This is a genomic window from Thermococcus thioreducens (assembly GCF_002214545.1).
GTDB lineage: Archaea > Methanobacteriota_B > Thermococci > Thermococcales > Thermococcaceae > Thermococcus > Thermococcus thioreducens.
Window position 1 is genome coordinate 381,212 of record NZ_CP015105.1, and the last position, 19,766, is coordinate 400,977.

Here is a 19,766-nt window from a genome sequence, read left to right on the forward strand (position 1 = left end):
ACATATATCAAAATAAGGTGAGGTTAGATTGGAGAAAAGACAAGTTCTGGTGGTCCTGGCCCTCCTGCTGGTCTTGGGTAGTGTGGTCTCTCTGGGATACGTTGGGGCCACCTATGGGACGGTTATTACAAGGGATGCGGCCAATGAGGCCAAGGCCATTCTCAACTCCAACTTTCAGAATTCGCTGGTGAGCGCCAAGTTCAGGGGTGTTGAGGAGCAGATTCTGGTGACCACGAAGCCGCTGCTCGGTTTCCCGATTGAAGGAGGCTCCTACGTGATCCTAAGCTCCGGCGATGCGAGGTACGTCACCCAGGGGAGCACGTACGACGTTGAGAATGTGGGAGGACTCTCCATATCAGGAGGCCATCCAGTGACAGGGGAGACCATATACGACGTTGCCAGGCTTGAGATAACCCTCGAAGTGCCCTACGGTGCCAAGGAACTGTCCTTCCGCTGGAGGATTGTCTCGGACGAGTATTCTCCATACAACGACTTTTTCTACGCATACGTCGTTTTCCCGGATGGCACCAAAAAGGTCGCCGCCACGGTACTCAACGGAACCATTCCCTACATAACCATAATTGAGCCGTATCTGACGCCCATCAACGGCCAGGATGGCGTTGTGCTGTGGAGAATGAGCTCCATATACGTGGCCAAGGTCGATGTTTCCCAATACCAGGGCGAAAAGATAACGCTGGTCCTGGAGGTTGGGGATGAGGGCGACAGCATCGTTGACACGACGGTTCTGATCGACGACCTCAAGTTCGATGTTCCGCCGGCGTATTTTATATACAACCGTATGATGGTCATCGCCCAAGTGTGGACAATGTACTTCTTCAGGCTTCACGACGACTTTGATGAAGTCTACGCCAACGCAAGCGTCATGGGGGTCGATAACGAGACCCTTGCTCTAGCAAAGGAGCTCCACGAGAACGCGACCCAGATGATGATGGAGGCATGGCATACGGACAACCTCGATGACATAAAGCTCCGCGTCTGGGGAGCGATACCGACGTACCCAAGGCTCCACTTGGTGAGGAAGGCATACGTTCTGGAAAGGGACGCTGTTGGCATGCTCATTGATGCCATGAAGGAGCTTGAGGGCGGCTAGTCTGCCCTCCTCATCTTCGCAATGAAGAATCCGTTGCAGTCGTGCCTGTGCGTCCACGCTCTAAAGACTTTATCGCCGATTTCAAGGAAGCCCCGGTCGCCCCAGCCAAAGGGGTAGTCCATCAGCTCAAGCCCTACCCTGTTTATCGCGAAGAGGACGTTCTCCTCGTCTTCGTCAGTCCTAATCGAGCACGTCGAGTAGGTCATCTCACCGCCGTCGCGAAGGTTCTCGTAGGCATTGCGGAGCATGTTCCTCTGGACGTTTATGATGCGCTTGATTTTCTTCTCATCGAAGCGCCACTTGACTTCCGGGAACTGCCGATAGGTTCCGGAGCTTGAGCACGGCGCATCGAGGATGATTTTGTCGAACTTCTCCTTATTCCTGAAGCTCTGGCCGTCGGCGTGAACCAGCTTGACGTTTTTAATGCCGAGGAGCTTCATCTTCTCCTTCATGCGCATGAGCCTGTCGTAGGAGTAGTCAACGGCCACTATCTCGCCCCGGTTCTCCATCAGCGCCGCCGCGTGGAAGGTCTTGCTCCCCGGTGCGGCTGCCAGATCGAGAACCCTCTCACCCGGCTCTGGGGCCAAAACGTGTGCAACATAGGCTGAAGCCAGATCCTGGATAACGAACTTCCCTTCCCTGTACCAGTCGAGCCTCGTTACCGGAGTCTTGTATTCGAGGATCTTCAAAACGTCCGGGAGAGGGGTTAAGGCCGTTCTCACGCCGTTCTCCTCAAGGTAATCGCGGAGGGAATCAACGTCCGTCTTGAGGGTGTTTGCCCTGACGTAATAGCGCTGAGCTTTGTTGTTGCTGAGGAGCAAACGGACAGCCTCGTCGTAACCAAGGAGGTCTATAGCGTACTCGACGTACCACCTCGGGTGCGAGAAGCGCACGCTCAGCCATTCTATCCTGTCCCTCTCCTTGAGCCTTTTCAGGGCTTTCTCCACGTCGAACTTCTCTATCGAGTGCATCAGCGCGTTCACGAACTTGGCGCGGGAGAAATCAAAGCGCTCCTTAACTACCCTGATTATTGAGTCGGTCGCTATAGCAGGCGGAACTTTCCTGAAGTGGATTTCAAAGGTGCCTATCCTCAGGAGGCTGGCCAGGTAGGGGTCGAGGTCTTCGACCGTTGAGCCTTTGAGGACGGAGTTGATTATGAAGTCTACCTTTTTTCTCCACTTCTCTATCTCGAAGACGTAGGCGTGGGCCAGTCCGCGTGCCTTCTCGCGGTCTTTCCCGGCTACCCGCTTAAAGACTCTCTCAAGGGCGTGCTTCGACGAGAGCTCGCGCTCCTCAACTAAGCTTAGGGCATCAGCGACCACTTCCTGAAAGCTCACGCGGTAAAACAGCTCCATGGACGGGGCTTTGAGATGGAGTTTAAAAAGGTGGTGGTGTGTGCATGAGTATGCAACTCTTTTACTCCGGCTTATTCTCGTCCATTCCAATGGGAAAATTCAACTCTGAAAAAATTATACTTGAAAAAAATGAAGAAAATTTACTTATAGTAAAAGGAAAAATTTATAAAGACAAGTTGGATTATATGTATTGCAAAAACACTAGGAGGTGAAACTCCGTGAAGTGGCGAGGCTTGATGGCAGTCTTAGTAGGACTGCTGGTGCTGGGAGCATCAGGAACTACATTGGCAACTTCATATCCTGAAGTGTCCGTACCTCAGGGATCGGTTGCTTCGGAGAGGTCTCCGGAGGTATCTAGACCTGCGCCAATATCTCCAATGGTGTTTGGGGATAAGAACCAGCTTACAGTTAGATTTAGAAAGGACTTGTCATTCGTTCTTAACGGGAAGTTGTACCTCGCATTTGAGTGGAAATGGAGCGGGTTGCCGGAACTATTTGGTGGAGGCAAAGATGCCATTGTAATCTCATTTCCTTGGGAAATCCATGGTTATCCTGACCCCTACATATTCTATGAGTATCTGCCAGAAGTTCGTATTGAAACAGTACATGGCATGGAGTACAAAGTTGGCCCTGTAAGCTTCTCTATGGAACCCACTAAGGAACTACTGTTTTACAATGGTGGCTACCACAGAATCTACCAGATGTTCATCAAAATTCCAGTAGATGATGATGTCCCATGGGGCATTGTGTGGGTGGGGATAACCCCAAAGAAAAAGATAACACTGGGGACTCATTTTGGTTACTTTCACAATTGGGACTATATCAGGCCAACCATGACTGCCTTCAATACACTCGTAAGCATTAAATATACAAATCCGATTGTCTCAACTACCGTGACGTGGGGTGTCGAGAAAATACTCGGTGATGTACTGGGAAGGGGCAAAGGTCTTTGGGAGAAAAAAGACGAGAGGGAAATAGTTTATTCCACCAGTGAATATCCATGGAGATCAACTCCACCGTGGCCACCATGTTCTCCAGGCGGAATCTGCCCTACATCCATTGGGGGGAGTATAAGTTGAGGGATGAATATTACAGAGTACGGTTTAGAACCAACCTCTTGAGGGAGGGCATAGTCTCCTTTGGCCTGTCTTTTCTTTTTGGGACGCTGGACAGTCCAGGCGTAGTGTTTATGGCCATAGTTTCATGGGTAATGTCCAGTTTGGTCTGGATTGTGTATAACGGGTACCGGTGTAGTGGGTTATCCAAACGACTTGAATGCAGGCCGTTATGTGATATCCTTCTAAAGAAGTCTCTTATTGATTCTGCGGGCATTGGGATAATAATTCCCGCAAGTTTGGTTAGCAGGTATTTAAATCAGAATTATGTTATTTTAGCGATACTCGCGATTATATGGGCACTGACATCGGCGAAGATGTTGAGCAATATTGATTATCCATACGAGTGGGCTTCCTCCGAGAGAATCAGACGGGCGAAGGAGAAGTGTGTTTAAAGTTGGGGCATTCATAAATCTTAAAATCACGTCGGAGGTCTGCGCATATGAAACCCAAGGCAAATAAAATCTCATCATCACAATCCTTGCGTTAATTGTTATTGGGGGAGCTTTGTATTATTTAATAGTAACGAGTATAGTTCCCAAAGGTTCATAGAGGGGCAGAGGGACTACGAGAGACTCTGCATTCGTCAGATGGCCTCGCTAACTCTCAGCGACATTCAATTTCATTCACAGGAAGCACTCGATTCGCTAGAGCGGAACTCCACGGAGGTTTTTAACCTTTCGATGATAGAGCCAGCCCTCGATCTTTCGAGATTAGAATCAAATCTTGCACGTTCAGCAATGTATATTTTCCCGAAGGACTTTCCTGACAATGAAACGTTGGTTAAGATGACAAAAAGCAACCGGTGCATCACATTCATAGAACTTTCCCGAAATGCATTAAAGGGAACCGCCAACATCTCTGCCGTCCGTGAAGGGTTAGAGATTATCAACGAGTTCACAACGGAGTGCGAGAGAACGACAACTATCCCAGTGAAGAGCTTTTGAAGGCCAACGTTGAGCTTCAGGAGAAGTGCAGTGCCCTTATACAGAAGGTTGAAAATCCATGATTGCCCGCTTTCTTCTTGTCTTCTGCTCTTAAATATGGCGAAGTTTATTAGTTCTGGATTCGATAATCCCACAGGTGTTGGTTATGATCCTCGATGCCGACTACATCACCGAGGACGGAAAACCCGTCGTAAGGATATTCAAGAAGGAGAACGGCGAGTTCAAGATCGAATATGACCGCGAGTTCGAGCCCTACATCTATGCGCTCCTCAGGGACGATTCCGCGATTGAGGAGATCAAAAAGATAACCGCCGACCGCCACGGCAAGGTCGTTAAGGTCAAGCGCGCCGAGAAGGTGCAAAAGAAGTTCCTCGGCAGACCGATAGAGGTCTGGAAGCTTTACTTCACACACCCGCAGGACGTCCCCGCTATTCGAGACGAGATAAGGAAGCACCCCGCTGTGGTGGACATCTATGAGTACGACATACCCTTCGCAAAGAGATACCTCATCGACAAAGGCCTTATTCCGATGGAGGGCGACGAAGAACTGAAGATGCTCGCCTTCGACATCGAGACGCTCTACCACGAGGGCGAGGAGTTCGGAACCGGGCCGATTCTCATGATAAGCTACGCCGACGAGGACGGGGCGAGGGTCATAACGTGGAAGAAGATCGACCTGCCCTACGTTGACGTCGTCTCAACCGAGAAGGAGATGATAAAGCGCTTCCTCAAGGTCGTGAAGGAGAAGGATCCCGATGTTCTCATAACCTACAACGGCGACAACTTCGACTTCGCCTATCTCAAGAAGCGGTGCGAGAAGCTCGGGATAAAGTTCACCCTCGGGAGAGATGGTTCTGAACCAAAAATCCAGCGCATGGGGGACAGGTTTGCGGTCGAGGTGAAGGGCAGAATACACTTCGACCTCTACCCGCTGATAAGGCGCACGATAAACCTCCCAACCTACACCCTTGAGGCGGTTTACGAGGCAGTCTTTGGAAAGCCGAAGGAAAAAGTTTATGCAGAGGAGATAGCTTTAGCCTGGGAGAGCGGAGAGGGGCTTGAAAGGGTGGCAAGATACTCAATGGAAGATGCTAAGGTTACTTTTGAACTCGGCAGGGAGTTCTTCCCGATGGAGGCCCAGCTCTCAAGGCTGATAGGTCAGAGCCTCTGGGACGTTTCGAGGTCAAGCACTGGCAACCTCGTGGAATGGTTTCTCCTGCGGAAGGCCTACGAGAGAAACGAGCTCGCCCCAAACAAGCCCAACGAGAGAGAACTGGCGAGGCGGCGCGGGGGCTACGCTGGGGGATACGTCAAAGAACCAGAACGGGGATTATGGGACAACATTGTGTACTTGGACTTCCGCTCTCTCTACCCCTCGATAATCATCACCCACAACGTTTCCCCGGACACGCTCAACCGCGAGGGCTGTAAGGAGTACGACAGGGCCCCCCAGGTCGGCCACAAGTTCTGTAAAGACGTCCCGGGGTTCATCCCGAGCCTTTTGGGTTCCCTCCTCGATGAGAGGCAGAAGATAAAGAGGAAGATGAAGGCCACGATAGACCCGATCGAGAAGAAGCTCCTCGATTACAGGCAACGCGCCATCAAGATTCTGGCAAACAGTCTACTGCCCGAGGAGTGGGTTCCGGTAATCGTAGGAGACGAAGTTAAACCGGTTCGCATAGGGGAGTTCGTTGATGCACTGATGAAGACTGATTCGGAGTTGGTGAGGAGGGACGGCGACACAGAAGTTCTCGAAGTTAAAGAAATCCGTGCCCTGTCATTTAACAGGAAGTCAAAGAAAGCACGCACGATGCCCGTGAAGGCCGTAATCAGGCATCGTTATGCTGGGGACGTTTACGAGATAGTCCTCAGCTCAGGGAGGAGGATAAGGGTAACCACTGGCCACAGCCTCTTCGCGTATAGGAACGGTGAACTCGTAGAGATAACCGGCGGTGAAGTCAAACCCGGGGATCTTCTGGCGGTGCCGAAGAGAGTAAGCCTCCCCGAAAGGAAAGAAAGGCTCGACATCGTTGAACTGCTCCTTAAACTCCCGGAGAGTGAAACCGAGGACATAGTCATGACCATCCCCGTTAAGGGAAGAAAGAACTTCTTCAGTGGAATGCTTAGAACCCTCCGCTGGATTTTTGGGGAAGAAAAAAGGTTAAGGACCGCCAGACGCTACCTGGAGCACCTTGAAAGGCTCGGCTACGTGAAGCTCAGGAAAATCGGCTACGAGGTCATTGATGGGGGGGGACTTGAAAGTTACAGGAAGCTGTACGAAAAGCTCGCCCAGACGGTTCGCTACAACGGCAACAGGAGGGAATACCTAGTTGATTTCAACGCCATCCGCGACGTTATCCCTCTAATGCCCGTGGAGGAACTTAAGGAGTGGCTGATCGGGACCAGAAACGGGTTCAGGATGAGACCGTTCATAGATGTTAACGAGGACTTTGCGAAGCTCCTTGGATACTACGTGAGCGAAGGGAACGCGAGAAAGTGGAAAAACCATACTGGGGGTTGGAGCTACTCGGTTAAGCTTTACAACGAAGACGAGAGTGTTCTCGACGATATGGAAAGGCTGGCATCGAAATTCTTTGGAAGAACGAGGCGTGGAAAGAACTATGTTGAGATTCCGAGGAAGATGGCTTACATAATATTTGAGGGACTCTGTGGTGTTTTAGCCGAGAACAAAAGGGTTCCGGAAGTTGTTTTTACCTCCCCCGAAAACGTACGCTGGGCCTTCCTTGGGGGCTACTTTATCGGCGACGGCGACGTTCACCCGGGCAAGAGGGTTCGGCTCTCCACTAAGAGCGAGCTTTTGGTAAATGGCCTCGTCCTGCTCCTCAACTCGCTTGGCATCTCCGCCATAAAGATCCGCCATGACAGCGGGGTCCACAGGGTCTACGTGAACGAGGAACTGCCGTTCACTGAGTACAGGAAAAAGAAAAACGTCTATTATTCCCACGTTATACCCAAGGAAGTTCTCGAAGAAACTTTCCGAAAGGTCTTCCAGAAAAACATGAGCCGTGAAAAGTTCAGGGAGCTGGTTGAGAGCGGGAAGCTTGACGAAGAGAGGGCCAAGAGAATAGAGTGGCTTCTTGATGGGGACATAGCTCTCGACAAGGTTGTTGAGGTTAAGAGGGAGCACTATGATGGTTATGTCTACGACCTGAGCGTTGAAGAGGATGAAAACTTCCTGGCCGGCTTTGGGCTTCTCTACGCCCACAACAGTTACTACGGCTACTACGGCTACGCCAGGGCGAGGTGGTACTGCAGGGAGTGCGCGGAGAGCGTTACGGCGTGGGGCAGGGAGTACATCGAGATGGCCATCAGGGAACTTGAGGAAAAATTCGGCTTTAAAGTCCTCTATGCTGACACCGATGGTCTCCATGCCACTATTCCCGGAGCAGACGCCGAGACGGTCAAGAAAAAGGCAATGGAGTTCTTGAAGTACATCAATCCCAAACTGCCCGGCCTCCTTGAACTCGAATACGAGGGCTTCTACGCCAGGGGCTTCTTCGTCACGAAGAAGAAATACGCCGTCATAGACGAGGAAGGCAAGATAACCACGCGCGGGCTTGAAATAGTCAGGCGCGACTGGAGCGAGATAGCCAAGGAGACGCAGGCGAGGGTTCTGGAGGCTATTCTCAGGCACGGTGACGTGGAAGAAGCGGTGAGGATAGTCAAGGAAGTAACGGAAAAGCTGAGCAAGTACGAGGTTCCGCCGGAGAAGCTGGTAATCCACGAGCAGATCACCAGGGAGCTGAAGGATTACAGGGCAACGGGCCCGCACGTGGCCATAGCGAAGCGCCTGGCAAAGCGGGGAATAAAGATACGCCCCGGCACGGTGATAAGCTACATCGTCCTTAAGGGCTCTGGAAGGATAGGCGACAGGGCGATTCCGTTTGACGAGTTCGATCCGACGAAGCACAAATACGACGCGGAATACTACATAGAGAACCAGGTTTTGCCGGCTGTGGAGAGGGTTCTAAAGGCCTTCGGCTACCGCAAGGACGACCTGCGCTACCAGAAGACACGGCAGGTTGGGCTTGGCGCGTGGCTGAAGGTGAAAAAGAGGTGAGTTACTGGAGGTAAATTCTCAGTGTTCCTCTGAGCTTTTCGTGGGTTTTTCTCACTTTATCGAGCGTGACCACGTACCTGTCGCTCACTCCGAGGGGGCGGGGGTTCGGGGCTAAGTACTCGGGGGTCCCTGTGAGCTCCCCGATGGACTCAAGTGCCTTGGATATAACAAAGAGCTCGGCGTGGAGCCTTAGAAGTGCCTCCTCTACGCTCATCTTTCCTTCCTTCACTGCCTTCCTGATGTTCTCCAGATCCTCAAACATCCCGCTCGCATGCTCCCTCACCAGCGGCAGCATCTTCCTGTCCACGTGCCTTTCCCCAATCTTCACGTGGTTGTTCCTCGCCCAGTGTTCCTCCATGACCTTCGCTGCCACCTCCGCCACGTGCTTCTTCGCCAGTATCATGTTCCTCAGGTTCTTGATCTCGTCCAGCGGGACCCCACCGAGTTTCTTGTACGTGTAGGACTTTACAGCGTTCTCGAACCACTTATCTAACCACACCGCCGTCGCCAGCCGAGGAGCAACGACCTTCACCTTCTCCTCAGGTATTCCTGCCTTTCTCAGTTCCTCCTCTACTTCCTTCTTAGTTGCGGGGTACTTCGGCGTCGGGGTTGTACTCTTTTCTTCAGGTTCGGCTAATGGTTTTGCGAGTATTTCCTCGGGTCTCACTATTCTTCTCTTCTTCTGGACCTGGGGGAACTTCGGGGCAGAGATTGTATCTTCTTCCTCAAATTCCGCTAATGGTTTTTCTAGTACCTCTTCGGGCCTTACTATTTTTCTCTTTCTTTGCTTTTCTACTCGTCGTGTTGGCACCTCTCTCGGGCGCGCGCCGAATTCTCTTTCCATTATCGTCTCTATGAACTTGTCGAATTTCTTAAACTCATAGAACTTTTTGGGGTCGATTCTGTGTTTTCCTTCCTTGCCAATGTATTCCGCAAGCTCTTCTGCGGAATCTATTGCAAGTTGCAGATATTCCTTTAATCTTGATCTGTATGGTGTTGGCAGCTCGTGGGCTTGTATGAATGCATTAACGAACTTTTCTTGGAGTGCTGGATCCTTCTTTAGCTGTTCAAACCCCGGCATTATGTACCCTTCCCTCGGCGTCTTGTCCACTGGCAGGGAGATGATGTCCCCGTACTTTTTTGCTTCCTTTCCAAGCAGGTAGAAAAATACGGGTTCTCCGTACTCTTTTCTTATCTCTTCTAGGAGTGCGTACGTCCTGCGTCCGAACTCTTCGGTATCCCTTATCCCTTCATTTAGTGCGGGGATGATGCTCACGAGCTGAAGAAACAGGTTCCATTTTTGGGCATCTTCAAACGTTCTGTGGATGTGGTCGTATCTCCCCGTTAGGCCCGGGTACCAGTGTGTGTGTTAGGGCTTTACTCAGCGCGTAGGATGCATCTCCTAGGCCAACCTTCCTACCGTGCGGCAGCATCCAGTACTTGTCATGTATGTATTCTTCTACCTCTCCAGAATTGCGAGATAGTGTGTGTGGTCCAGGGTATCTACGACGACTATTTCTGCATGCTTTGCCTTCATGAATCCCAACTTCTTCTTGTGCATCTTTCCGGTCCGCCTAACCACGTACCCGATCATTGTAATCACTACTCCGCGGTGGTTTTTATTGCTTTACCGTTACCTCCCCCCTGCGAGGCGATCCGGTTGCTGATATCTGTGCCGCGGGGATCGCCAGCTTTGAATCTCCAACGGGCAGTTCCACTTGTACCCTCCAACGGTAAACCCGTCGCAGGAATCCCCCGCTCCGAGCGCCCCCCAACTTGGTAACGCCATTGCCAAGCTCATTGCCCCCAGGGATTCGTATCCCTTTTTCCTACTCCTCCAATCCTAAAAAAGCTTTCCAGGTGTTGATGACCAGGGATTTCCGATGGGAAGTCGTTAAGCTTGAGAACTTCCATTTTGTCAAAAAAATCATTTAAATCCCGCCATTTTTATATCATGTAGGGAAAATAATGGTGTTTCGGGTTGAAGTTCATCCCAAGGTGATAAAATCCGCTCCCATGGTTCTAAAACCGGTACATTTGAGAAGGTTTAGGGACTTTCTTAGGGAGCTTCCGGAAAACCCAATTCCTGAGGGGTATGATATTAAACCGCTGACTGATGTTAAAATCTATGGATGTGACAGTTATCGCCTTCGTCTTGGTGATTATAGGCTCCTCTATGCCGTGGACTGGGGTAGGAAGATCGTTTATGTAGTTCGATTAGATCCGAGGGAGAAGGCATATAAAAAACGCTAATCACTCGTCTAAAAGTTCGGAAAGCATCTTAATGGCTTCATCGCCGCTAATAGTTCCTACCCTTCCCTCTATCATGTCCTTTAGGTCCTTCTCAAAAGCTTTCAGGGTTTCTTCGTCAACCTCTTCCACCGGAAGGCTTTCGGCCTTCATCTTCAGGACTTCAATCTTCAACCTCTCCAGCTCTTTCTCCATCTCATTAATCTTCTGGAGAATTGAGGTAGTGTTGTGAATCGCCTCGCTCATACCCATCGTTTAAAGGGTGAGCCTGTAGGTTAATTAGGTTTTCGGTGGTGCTTCATCGCAATGAAGATGCTCCTTTTGCGTGGAATAGTAGAAATCCAGAGCATGTAGTCCGAATCCAGTTGGAGCTAACGGTAGGCCCGCTCCCTTCTCTCAATCTTGAAGATTATGACCCTGAAGTTCTCATCGTCGACCTCGTAAAGAATTCTGAACTGACCCACTCGGATTCTGTAAGTATGTTCTTCCCCTCGAATTTTCTTATAGGGGTATGAGAAAGGGTTCTCAGACAACTGGAGAATTATCTCCTTTAACTTTCTTTTATGGGAGGCTACAATGCCCTTACCTGCTTGGCGGCTTTCTTGGTAAAGAATACTTCGTACATACTTCACTCCTCAAAAAGCCCCTCAAAGCGAACGAACTCTCCTCTCCTGACTTCCTCACGCATTTTTTTGAGCTCCTCTCGTTCTTTTTCCGTCAGATCTTCATAGCCAAGAAAGTTGTCTATCTTAGCGTTTAGCGTTACAAGTAGTCGCTCAATTCGCTCCAACCTTTCAACCACCTCGCTCATGCTCTCACCAATCATACTTTTCCTTCCAACCTTAAATACTTCCCGCTTCTATCATCCCCAGCACCTCTAAAATCCCCTCAACGTTTGGCACCTCAAAGCCCCTCTCGTGGATCTTCCTTATTTCCTCGGCTTCGGGATTTATCCAGACCGCCCAGAGACCGGCCTTTAAGGCTCCTTCGAAGTCCTCCGTATAGGTATCGCCTATGTGGATTGCCTCGTCCGGAGAAACATTGAAAACCCTGAGCGGCTTCTCGAACATCTCTTTCATCGGCTTGTAGGCGAGAACTTCATCCGCAAAGAAGGTTTTGTCAATGTAGTCCATAAGCCCGAACCTTTCGAGCAAAAGCCTTGTATAGGAGCCGGGCCAGAACATCACGTTGCCGGTTACGGTAACCTTCAGGCCCTTTCTCTTAACGCCTTCGAGGGCTTCTCTTGCCCCCGGAAGGACTATATCGTCGCCGACCTTCAGGACGGCCCTCGCAGCGGCCCTCTTCACGAGCTCGACGTCTATCTCGAAGAGTTCCGCCAAAAGCTCCTGGCTCTCTTCCAAAGCCCTGGCAGGGTCTCCTGCTGTTTCGGCCCTCATCCGCTTTATTCTCCCGCGGGTGAGAATCATTCCCTCGACGACGTCTACCAGGCACGTTCCCATCAGCTTGGAGAGCTCAATGGCCATGGCGTCGAGCATGACGTTGATGTCGAGGAGGGTGTTCCAGACGTCGAATGAGACCAGCTTCATACTCACCACCGGGTTCTGTTTGAGGGGGAGGAATAAAAATTCAACGCCTCCCATTCTCCCTTCCCGCGAGATAAATGAGCCCCTTCATGAGGCCCGCCTCCCCGAGAACCGCTTTTAGATTCCTGAACCTGGAACGCATGACGAAGAGCTCGTAGAAGCCCTCAAGGTTGCCCCAGTGCCCGTAGGCCGACAGGGCCAGGTACATGACCTCTTTGGGCTTGAGCTTCCTCCCGAGGCTCTCGTTCAGGGCTTTGAGGCCAGGCTTTATTCTCTCAAGAAGTCCCTCCCTCGCTATGAGGTGGAGCATCAAATCCTCGACGGTGGGCTTTTTCCACTCGATGACCTCGTCCTCGAAGGGCAGGCCGATTATCAGCGGAACCACTTCGGTTTTTCCTACGAGGTAGCCGATGGATGTTTTCCTGTGCTCGAAACCCGAGAGCTTCCCGGCTATAGAGGCCAGAGCCGCGTCCCTGTCCTCGTCGATGTCGATAGCCACTCCGATTCTCTCAACCCGGAAGTCGAATATATACATCGCCCGCAGGAAGTTCCCGAGGTTCCTTATGACGCCGGAGTTTCCTTCGCTCGGTATGACCGCGAGATAGTAGCTATCCTCCTCCCGTTTCAGCAGGTCGAAGTTGTCGCGCTCAAAGACCCTCTCTATGAACCTCAAGCTGTAAGGTGCCTCCCTGCTCTCCTTGAACTCGAAGAGCTTCTTGAAGACTGCCTTGAAGAACTTGGCGTCAGTCTTGCCCTCGACGAAGAGGACGCTTGTCCTTGCTTCTTCCCCGGAGAAGCCGCCCCTTACATCGAAGTCGAGGTACTTCCTCAGCTCATAGGTCTCCTTGAGGGTGAGGATCTTCCCTGTATCAGAATATATCAGGACGTTCTCCTCGCCCCGCCTGAACTTCCAGGCGATTAAATCGATGAGCTCCAGGCTCGCCGTAACGACGGTCTCCTCCCCAGTTAGGGAGTCCACAAAATCGATGAGTTCGTCGCGGTTCCTCCTGTACTCCGGGAAGAGTATGGATTTTTCATCCGCGAACGCTTCCCACTTTTTTCCCGTTACGAGCCTCATTCACTTCACCATGTCAACGGTTATTGCGCCTATCACGGCGAAGGTGCTTATGAGTATGGTGGCGTTGAGATACTGTCTGGCCGTAAAGTCGGCCAGGCTGTTTATTCCGTAGAGATATATCAGCCCGGCGGAGATCATGTAGGCTATTCCCGTGACCGTAAGGAGCCTCTTGGGAACGTGGAACAGCTCCTCCCTTTTTAGATTCCCTATTCTGGATTTGGCAATGAAGAGGTACGCAACGCCAAGGGTCATTAGGAATACCAGAAGGGAGCGTTCAACCGAGATGTCCTTGGCTATCTCCCACAGCTCCGCCGTGAAGAGGAACGGGAGGGCAAAGGTGACTGCCCCGATGATCTCCTGGGCGATATCGTCCCATCCGAGCTGATCTGGAGCTTTTCTCTTCTCGTTCTCTCTTTTCAGCTCCTGAATGCTGGAGTAAAGCTCTTCAAGCTGTTTCTCCATTCCGGTTCGCCTTTCGTTTTCAATCCGGTGCTCAGGTTCGGGGTTCATCATCCGGTCAGCATTGGATTCACTCATCATCGCAGAAATAAGTTCCGGGGAAAGGTTATAAAGGTTGAGATGCACTTTAAATCGGTGATAAACGATGAAAAGGGCTTTGACTCTGTTTATGGGCCTGGTAGTTCTGGGCCTGCTCCTTACGCCGATTAACGCAGCGGTTACGGGAATCAATTCCTCCAACACGGTAATAGTTCTGCCCACTACCAAGATAGTCAATGGAGTGCCGCTTCACATAGGTGAGGACGCCATAACGGGTTCGAGACTCGGTGCTTTTCTTGTCCTCCAGGGCGTTTCTCAGGGAACGTATACGAAAACCGTCTCCATACCGGTTGAGTACCACAGCGTGCTCATTCCCGATGAGAACCAGACCTACAAGCTCAACTCCCGCGACATGCCCGATGTCGGGGTTAACGTTAGCGACGAGCCGGTTGGACACGGGGTAGTCATCCAGGTAAACTTCTCGCGCGTCGATTTCAACTCCACTAAAAAGGCTGTCGAGTTCACCGACAGGAGCGTGGAGATAGTATTCAACGAGAACACGACCCCTCTCGACATCGGCGGTGACTATAAGGTTGTTGCCACAACCGTTGACGGAAAGGACACAATGTATTTCTACGCCTATACAGAGGTTGACTCCACCTCAAGCTCCCTTGGCGAGAGCTTGTCTGTTGGAAGCTGGAGCATGAAGTTCGTGGACATAAACATAAACCAGGAGGAAATGCTCATTGACCTAATCTATCCGAGCGGTATGATAAAACAGAAGACCATGGAGAAGGGAAGCTACTACATCATGTACGTTGATGCAAACGGGAACGAGGATTTTGAGACCTTCAGCACATACCCATCTGCAAGGATCACCGAACTCCTTGAGAGGGGCGTTAAGGAGCTGTTCCTCTTTGCTCCAACCGACTTCTTCGTTGGTGTCGGCGGAACCCTCATGGTCACCTACAACTACTGGTACTACGAGAAGGTCAAGCAGTACCAGGACGGCGATGTTTACAGCGGGCAGTGGGTCTGGGACATAGACCCGAATAACAATCTCTACATCCTCTACCTTCACGTCAACGAAAGTGCCGGTTTCAAGAGGGTCTTCATCGGCGAAGGGGCAACGCTTAAGCTGCCCACTAACTGGGGCCTTGAGGTAGTCCCGGTGTTCACAAAGAACAACGAGGGCGAGATAATCGGAGTCGAGGGCTATCGCTTCGTCCGTGTTGCCTCAGTGACCAAGACGGTCGCCATAACCGCGCCCAAGGTTGAGGCGACTGATGACGTCTACAAGTTCATAATCGAGGACACCCAGCTCAAGGACTTCCCCTCCGACAAGAACGTCATAATAGTCGGTGGATGGGTGAGCAACAAGGCCTGGGCGCTTTTGGAGCAGGCCTACGGAAAGGACACCGTCGATGCCATCAAGTCCGAGATAGAGCAGAAGGGCTACGTGATAAAGGAGCTCAAGAACCCGAACAACCAGAACTACAGGGTCATAATCCTCGCAGGAAAAACGTACGCCGAGACGAGGCTGGCTGTCGAGAAGTTCATGGAAGAAATGTGAAATCTTATTTTACCATGTTTTTCTAATTTTACGCCCCTCAATTTGAGCAAGGAATAAGCCGTATTTTTGATTTAAACGCTGAGTAATCGTCTGTTTTTCTAAATAAACTTTTCGGTTTTGGAGGAGGTAAGTTTATATACTCGACAGCGGTCTGAACGTTCATGTCGCTGCAGAACTACAGGGGGTTCAGTAAGGACGCATGGCTGCTCGTGGGTTACTCATTCATCTCCTGGCTCGGGGGCAACATAGCGTGGTTCATCTTCCCGTTTTACCTGAGGTCGCTCGGCTTCAGCTACACCGACATCGGGATAGTTTTCTCCATGTCCACAATAGCTCAAGCCAGCGTTCTCCTGTTTTCCGGCCCCCTCGGTACGAAGATGGGCTACAAAAAGGCGGTTCTCATGGGCGTTTCCCTGATGTTCCTCGGCAGGCTGATCCAGGTAACCTACCCCACGATAGCCCTTCTTACCCTCGGCGGCGTTCTTGTGGGCATCGGCATGGCCTTTGAAAACCCATCATACATGGCACTGCTGAGCGGCGAGGTGAGCGACGAGAAGAGGCACTACCTCTTCAGCCTCTCCTCCGCTATGGGAACCATAGGCTCAGCCGTCGGCCTGATCCTGGCCGGCTTCCTGCCCAGATACATTTCATACCGGGACGTCTTTGCATTGGTTCTCTTAATAATCCCCGTGAGGTTCCTTCTGGTGCTGTTTGTAAGGTCTGTTCTGGCCGAGAGTGAGAAGAAGCTGAGGCTTGACAGGGGCCTTCTCGTGAGGATAGGGCGCTTCGCACTCCCGAGTGCGCTCATAGGCCTGGGGGCCGGGATCACAATTCCTTATGTTGGTCTGTGGTTCAACGGGCGCTTCGGGACGAGTCTGGAGAGTATAGGATGGCTGTTCGCCTTCCAGCAGTTTATCATGGGGCTGGGAACCTTTCTGCTTCCGATGATAGCCGACAGGTTCGGCAGCGTCAAAACCATAGTGTCTTTCAACGGGAGCGCAAGCATCCTCATAGCGGCGATGCCCTTCTCCCCGACCTTTTTCTTGGCCGCGGCCGTCTACACCGTAAGGACGATCCTGATGAACATAGTCAACCCGATCTGGAACTCCTTTATGGTGGGCTTCTTCAAAAAGGAGGAGCGTTCAACGGTCATGGCCCTCAACAACCTCTCATGGACTGCTACCTTTGGAATCGGCCAGTACATCGGCGGCAGGCTCTTTGATCTCTCCCTCACCTGGCCGTTCATGATAACCGCACTGCTCTACGGCCTCTCAATGGTCGTGTTCTGGGGCTTCTTCGGTAAGGCGGAGACAAAAGGTTATAAGCCGGAGCCGGCCTAGGTCTCTCAGATGAGAGGCTTCTAGGGTGATGCTCATGGTGGTTAAGGACTGTCCCGAGTGCCACGGAACCGGGAAAATCAAGGCTGGCGAGAAAGAATGTCCCGTCTGCGAGGGCTGGGGCTACGTTCCCGCTGATTTCAAAGTGGGAGACAAGCTGAAGGGCTACAGAAACCTCGACTACCTCGGCGTTGAGGACGATGTGGATGAGATACCATGCCCCGAGTGCCACGGAAAGGGTGTGGTTCCTGTTTACGACACCTGTCCTACGTGTGGCGGGACGGGTAGAGTTCTTGCCTGCGACATCTGCGGTAAGGTCAAAGAGCCCTGGGAGCCCGGCATGGAAACAACGTGGGTCTGCTCGGAATGCATGAGGAAGTACAAGGTCGTCTACATCCTGGACAAGACCTGTGACCTGGAAGACATAGAGGTTGGAAACGTCTACAAGGGGACGATTGACAGGGTGGAGCGCTTTGGAGTCTTTGTCAGATTAAATCCGCACGTAAGGGGTCTAATAAGGCGCAAAGACCTTCTCGGCGGCAGGGAATACAGGCCCGGTGAGGAGATACTGGTTCAGGTTCTCGACGTCAGGCCCGACAAGGGCGAGGTGGACTTCATCGAGTCGGCACTCAAACACTACAAGACCGTAACCGTCCGGAAGGAGCTCCCGGTGACGCTCATCGGCGAGCTGAGCAAGGACATGGCCGGTCAGACGGTCAGGCTTCGCGGTAAGGTGACCCAGATACAGGTGACCGGCGGTCCAACGGTCTTCACGATAACGGATGGAACCGGAATAACGTGGGCCGCCGCCTTTGAGGCCCCCGGCGTCAGGGCATATCCCAACATCAACGTGGGTGACGTCGTCGAGGTAATAGGCAAGGTTGCCTTCCACTCGGGCGAGATACAGATTGAGGTCAGCGACATGGCCAGGCTGTGGGGGCCCGAGGCGGCGGAAGTGAAGAGGCGTATAGAGGAGGAGCTTGACAGGCGCGCCCAGCCACGGGACGTCGGTTTCCTTGTGGAGAGCGAGGTTTTGGAGAAGCTCAAGCCCAAGATAATGAAGGCGGCATTCATGATACGCAGGGCGATATACGAGGGCAGGCCCATCCTCCTGAGGCACCACGCAGATGCCGACGGCTACACCTCCGGCTTAGCTTTAGAGTATGCGATAGTCCCGCTCATCGAGGAAGTCTCTCCGGATTCGGGGGCCAGATGGAAGCTCTTCAAGCGCAGACCGAGCAGGGCGCCCTTCTACGAGCTGGAGGATGTGCTCAAAGACATTATCTTCATGGTCGAGGATCACGAGAAGTTCGGCGACCCGCTCCCGCTCCTCGTCATAGTTGACAACGGCGGAACCAGCGAGGATATCCCGGCGTACAGGCGTATAAGGGCCTACGGCGTGCCCATAGTCGTGATAGACCACCATGACCCGCGTGAATGGGTGAGCGAGGACAGGGCAAAGGTGGACGACTACGTTGACGTCCACGTCAATCCCCACCACATAAAGCGCGGCTACTACGAGTTAACGGCGGGAATGTTGGCAACGGAGGTGGCGCGCTTTATCAACCCTGACGTTGAGGACAGGATAAAGCACCTGCCAGCTATCGCTGGAACCGGCGACAGGAGCAAAGCCCCGGAGTTCTACGGGTACCTTGAGATAGCCAAGAAAGCGAAGGGCCTCAACGAGGAGGACCTCAAGAAGATAGCTGAGGTGATAGACCACGAGGCCTTCTACTGGAAGTTCATGGACGGGCACGGCGTAATAGACGAGATACTCCTCCTCACCGGCAACCTCCAGAGGCACCGCGAGCTCATCAATGCGATATACCCAGAGGTAAAGGAGAAGCAGGAGAAGGCTCTAAAGGCCTCACTGCCCCACGTCAAGAGCGTAGTCCTGCCCAACGGCATAAGGTTCAACACGATAGACATCGAGCTCTTCGCCCCGAAGTTTTCTTATCCCTCTCCGGGCAAGCTATCCGGCCTGATACACGACCACTTCAAGGAGAAGTACGGCGAGGATGCGCCGATACTGACTTTAGCTTACGGCCCGGACTTCGCAGTTGTGAGAGCCGCCGACGGCATGGCAGCTTACGGCTTCGACCTGAACGAGATAATCCCGAAGCTCCAGGAGGCCCTGCCGAGCGCCGGCATAGAGGGCGGCGGCCACAGCTACGCGGGCTCGATAAAGTTCTTCGAGGGCATGAGGAAGGAAGTCCTTGAGGAGTTTGCAAAGCAGGTTCTCAAGCTGAAGAAAAAGGGCTGAGGGAGTTTTCTTTTTCTAGGCAATCTTTTTAACCCCCACGACTACCCATTGATATAAAGACACCTGGAGGAATGTTGATGAGAATAGTTCTTGAGGTTACATTTAGAATGGGGGGCGTTTCTTACCGTGGCCATCGCTGGGAGGACGATGCGCTGGTTTTCGAGTTCGAGCGCCTTGGAGATGCCTTCATCCAGGTTCTCAGCACGAGGAAGGTTGAGGAAGAGGTTGAGAAGGCTCCGAGGAAGGTTCTCGTTGAGCTGAGGACGAAGGAGGGCGGGAAGGTCTTTGAGGCTGGAGAGGTTGACGGGATTTATCGGGCGGTCGAGCCTTAGGTTTTTATAGTTCTCCTCCAACTTTCTGCGGTGATGGCCGTGTACATGGCGGAGTTCAAGCTTCGCTTCGGCGATATGAAGTGGTACGTCAGGAGGATCATAGAGGCGTCTTCACTCGGGGAGGCCGAGAAAATAGCCGAGCGCTATGCAGAGGCAATGAACAAAGGCGAAGTCAGGTGGGAGCTCAGCTACGTTATTGAAGCAGAGAGACCCCTTCTCGTTGGAAAGGAGGAGCTGGAAAAGCTAGAAGCCTGAACTGTGCCCTTCTTATCTTTTCTATAA

At 52.0% G+C, this 19,766-nt stretch carries 20 protein-coding genes; 11 read left to right on the top strand and 9 right to left on the bottom strand.

The genetic code is table 11. The features are described 5' to 3' along the window. Window positions 1-28: 28 nt before the first annotated feature. The gene (locus A3L14_RS01990; protein WP_055429864.1) at window positions 29-1,111 is read left to right on the top strand and encodes a choice-of-anchor L domain-containing protein; all 1,083 of its coding nucleotides are present in this window, start codon (window positions 29-31) and stop codon (window positions 1,109-1,111) included. Here A3L14_RS01990 and A3L14_RS01995 read toward each other — a convergent pair. Next, window positions 1,108-2,466 carry an RsmB/NOP family class I SAM-dependent RNA methyltransferase gene (locus tag A3L14_RS01995; RefSeq protein WP_055429863.1) on the bottom strand — a complete coding sequence of 453 codons (1,359 nt, stop codon included), beginning with the start codon at window positions 2,464-2,466 and terminating at the stop codon, window positions 1,108-1,110. The genes A3L14_RS01990 and A3L14_RS01995 overlap by 4 nt on opposite strands. Before the next feature lie 236 nt (window positions 2,467-2,702). Here A3L14_RS01995 and A3L14_RS02000 point away from each other — a divergent pair, with 236 nt between their 5' ends. The 4 genes from A3L14_RS02000 to A3L14_RS02015 all read left to right on the top strand — a co-directional run bounded on the left by A3L14_RS02000 (window position 2,703) and on the right by A3L14_RS02015 (window position 8,609). Further along, a complete protein-coding gene (locus A3L14_RS02000; protein WP_143597818.1) occupies window positions 2,703-3,545 on the top strand; it encodes a hypothetical protein in 843 nt (280 codons plus the stop codon). Further along, window positions 3,542-3,976 (top strand): hypothetical protein, encoded by a 435-nt coding sequence (locus tag A3L14_RS02005; RefSeq protein WP_055429861.1) that lies wholly within the window; start codon window positions 3,542-3,544, stop codon window positions 3,974-3,976. Before A3L14_RS02000 ends, A3L14_RS02005 begins: the two co-directional genes overlap by 4 nt. A 288-nt stretch (window positions 3,977-4,264) precedes the next feature. After that, window positions 4,265-4,528 (top strand): hypothetical protein, encoded by a 264-nt coding sequence (locus tag A3L14_RS11630; RefSeq protein WP_143597817.1) that lies wholly within the window; start codon window positions 4,265-4,267, stop codon window positions 4,526-4,528. 145 nt (window positions 4,529-4,673) lie between these two features. Next, complete coding sequence (locus A3L14_RS02015; protein WP_074631441.1) at window positions 4,674-8,609, top strand: DNA polymerase domain-containing protein; 3,936 nt, start codon at window positions 4,674-4,676, stop codon at window positions 8,607-8,609. Between the two features lies 1 nt (window position 8,610). Here A3L14_RS02015 and A3L14_RS02020 read toward each other — a convergent pair whose 3' ends face one another. Both A3L14_RS02020 and A3L14_RS12000 read right to left on the bottom strand, forming a co-directional pair. Next, entirely contained in the window at window positions 8,611-9,885 is a 1,275-nt protein-coding gene (locus A3L14_RS02020) for a hypothetical protein (protein ID WP_055429859.1), read from the bottom strand. 183 nt (window positions 9,886-10,068) lie between these two features. Further along, window positions 10,069-10,203 carry a hypothetical protein gene (locus A3L14_RS12000; protein ID WP_257789385.1) on the bottom strand — a complete coding sequence of 45 codons (135 nt, stop codon included), beginning with the start codon at window positions 10,201-10,203 and terminating at the stop codon, window positions 10,069-10,071. A gap of 374 nt (window positions 10,204-10,577) precedes the next feature. Here A3L14_RS12000 and A3L14_RS02025 point away from each other — a divergent pair, with 374 nt between their 5' ends. Beyond that, window positions 10,578-10,862, top strand: coding sequence for a type II toxin-antitoxin system RelE family toxin (locus A3L14_RS02025; RefSeq protein WP_074631438.1), 285 nt, complete (start codon window positions 10,578-10,580; stop codon window positions 10,860-10,862). On the opposite strand, the gene A3L14_RS02030 is transcribed toward A3L14_RS02025, so the two are convergent. The 6 genes from A3L14_RS02030 to A3L14_RS02055 form a co-directional block, all read right to left on the bottom strand. Next, window positions 10,863-11,111, bottom strand: a complete 249-nt coding sequence (locus A3L14_RS02030) for a hypothetical protein (protein ID WP_198300095.1) — start codon at window positions 11,109-11,111, stop codon at window positions 10,863-10,865. A gap of 119 nt (window positions 11,112-11,230) precedes the next feature. Next, the gene (locus A3L14_RS02035) at window positions 11,231-11,491 is read right to left on the bottom strand and encodes a type II toxin-antitoxin system RelE family toxin (protein WP_055429856.1); all 261 of its coding nucleotides are present in this window, start codon (window positions 11,489-11,491) and stop codon (window positions 11,231-11,233) included. Continuing rightward, window positions 11,488-11,670: a hypothetical protein gene (locus tag A3L14_RS02040; RefSeq protein ID WP_055429855.1), complete on the bottom strand. Its 183-nt coding sequence runs from the start codon at window positions 11,668-11,670 to the stop codon at window positions 11,488-11,490. The genes A3L14_RS02035 and A3L14_RS02040 overlap by 4 nt, the downstream gene beginning before the upstream one ends. 31 nt (window positions 11,671-11,701) lie before the next feature. Then, complete coding sequence (locus tag A3L14_RS02045) at window positions 11,702-12,406, bottom strand: HAD family hydrolase (RefSeq protein ID WP_055429854.1); 705 nt, start codon at window positions 12,404-12,406, stop codon at window positions 11,702-11,704. 40 nt (window positions 12,407-12,446) lie between these two features. Then, window positions 12,447-13,481, bottom strand: coding sequence for a DUF3226 domain-containing protein (locus A3L14_RS02050; protein ID WP_055429853.1), 1,035 nt, complete (start codon window positions 13,479-13,481; stop codon window positions 12,447-12,449). Beyond that, the gene (locus A3L14_RS02055) at window positions 13,482-14,021 is read right to left on the bottom strand and encodes a DUF2391 family protein (protein ID WP_162840172.1); all 540 of its coding nucleotides are present in this window, start codon (window positions 14,019-14,021) and stop codon (window positions 13,482-13,484) included. Between the two features lie 64 nt (window positions 14,022-14,085). Here A3L14_RS02055 and A3L14_RS02060 point away from each other — a divergent pair, with 64 nt between their 5' ends. The 5 genes from A3L14_RS02060 to A3L14_RS02080 all read left to right on the top strand — a co-directional run bounded on the left by A3L14_RS02060 (window position 14,086) and on the right by A3L14_RS02080 (window position 19,739). After that, the gene (locus tag A3L14_RS02060; RefSeq protein WP_055429851.1) at window positions 14,086-15,552 is read left to right on the top strand and encodes an S-layer protein; all 1,467 of its coding nucleotides are present in this window, start codon (window positions 14,086-14,088) and stop codon (window positions 15,550-15,552) included. 161 nt (window positions 15,553-15,713) lie between these two features. Next, window positions 15,714-16,892: an MFS transporter gene (locus A3L14_RS02065; protein WP_055429850.1), complete on the top strand. Its 1,179-nt coding sequence runs from the start codon at window positions 15,714-15,716 to the stop codon at window positions 16,890-16,892. Window positions 16,893-16,926: 34 nt separating this feature from the next. Further along, a complete protein-coding gene (locus A3L14_RS02070) occupies window positions 16,927-19,152 on the top strand; it encodes a DHH family phosphoesterase (RefSeq protein ID WP_055429849.1) in 2,226 nt (741 codons plus the stop codon). A 77-nt stretch (window positions 19,153-19,229) separates the two neighbouring features. Beyond that, the gene (locus A3L14_RS02075; protein WP_055429848.1) at window positions 19,230-19,484 is read left to right on the top strand and encodes a hypothetical protein; all 255 of its coding nucleotides are present in this window, start codon (window positions 19,230-19,232) and stop codon (window positions 19,482-19,484) included. A 39-nt stretch (window positions 19,485-19,523) separates the two neighbouring features. After that, window positions 19,524-19,739, top strand: coding sequence for a hypothetical protein (locus tag A3L14_RS02080; RefSeq protein ID WP_055429847.1), 216 nt, complete (start codon window positions 19,524-19,526; stop codon window positions 19,737-19,739). Window positions 19,740-19,766: the final 27 nt, after the last annotated feature.

Excerpts from the sequence above, each read along its gene's own strand:
- A3L14_RS02045 (WP_055429854.1), bottom strand. The coding sequence starts at position 12,406 with ATGAAGCTGGTCTCATTCGACGTCTGGAACACCCTCCTCGACATCAAC.
- A3L14_RS12000 (WP_257789385.1), bottom strand. The coding sequence starts at position 10,203 with ATGATCGGGTACGTGGTTAGGCGGACCGGAAAGATGCACAAGAAGAAG.
- A3L14_RS02030 (WP_198300095.1), bottom strand. The coding sequence starts at position 11,111 with ATGGGTATGAGCGAGGCGATTCACAACACTACCTCAATTCTCCAGAAG.
- A3L14_RS02065 (WP_055429850.1), top strand. The coding sequence starts at position 15,714 with ATGTCGCTGCAGAACTACAGGGGGTTCAGTAAGGACGCATGGCTGCTC.
- A3L14_RS02015 (WP_074631441.1), top strand. The coding sequence starts at position 4,674 with ATGATCCTCGATGCCGACTACATCACCGAGGACGGAAAACCCGTCGTA.
- A3L14_RS01995 (WP_055429863.1), bottom strand. The coding sequence starts at position 2,466 with ATGGAGCTGTTTTACCGCGTGAGCTTTCAGGAAGTGGTCGCTGATGCC.
- A3L14_RS02050 (WP_055429853.1), bottom strand. The coding sequence starts at position 13,481 with ATGAGGCTCGTAACGGGAAAAAAGTGGGAAGCGTTCGCGGATGAAAAA.
- A3L14_RS02000 (WP_143597818.1), top strand. The coding sequence starts at position 2,703 with ATGGCAGTCTTAGTAGGACTGCTGGTGCTGGGAGCATCAGGAACTACA.
- A3L14_RS02025 (WP_074631438.1), top strand. The coding sequence starts at position 10,578 with ATGGTGTTTCGGGTTGAAGTTCATCCCAAGGTGATAAAATCCGCTCCC.
- A3L14_RS02040 (WP_055429855.1), bottom strand. The coding sequence starts at position 11,670 with ATGAGCGAGGTGGTTGAAAGGTTGGAGCGAATTGAGCGACTACTTGTA.
- A3L14_RS02075 (WP_055429848.1), top strand. The coding sequence starts at position 19,230 with ATGAGAATAGTTCTTGAGGTTACATTTAGAATGGGGGGCGTTTCTTAC.
- A3L14_RS02070 (WP_055429849.1), top strand. The coding sequence starts at position 16,927 with ATGGTGGTTAAGGACTGTCCCGAGTGCCACGGAACCGGGAAAATCAAG.
- A3L14_RS02060 (WP_055429851.1), top strand. The coding sequence starts at position 14,086 with ATGAAAAGGGCTTTGACTCTGTTTATGGGCCTGGTAGTTCTGGGCCTG.
- A3L14_RS11630 (WP_143597817.1), top strand. The coding sequence starts at position 4,265 with ATGATAGAGCCAGCCCTCGATCTTTCGAGATTAGAATCAAATCTTGCA.
- A3L14_RS02055 (WP_162840172.1), bottom strand. The coding sequence starts at position 14,021 with ATGATGAGTGAATCCAATGCTGACCGGATGATGAACCCCGAACCTGAG.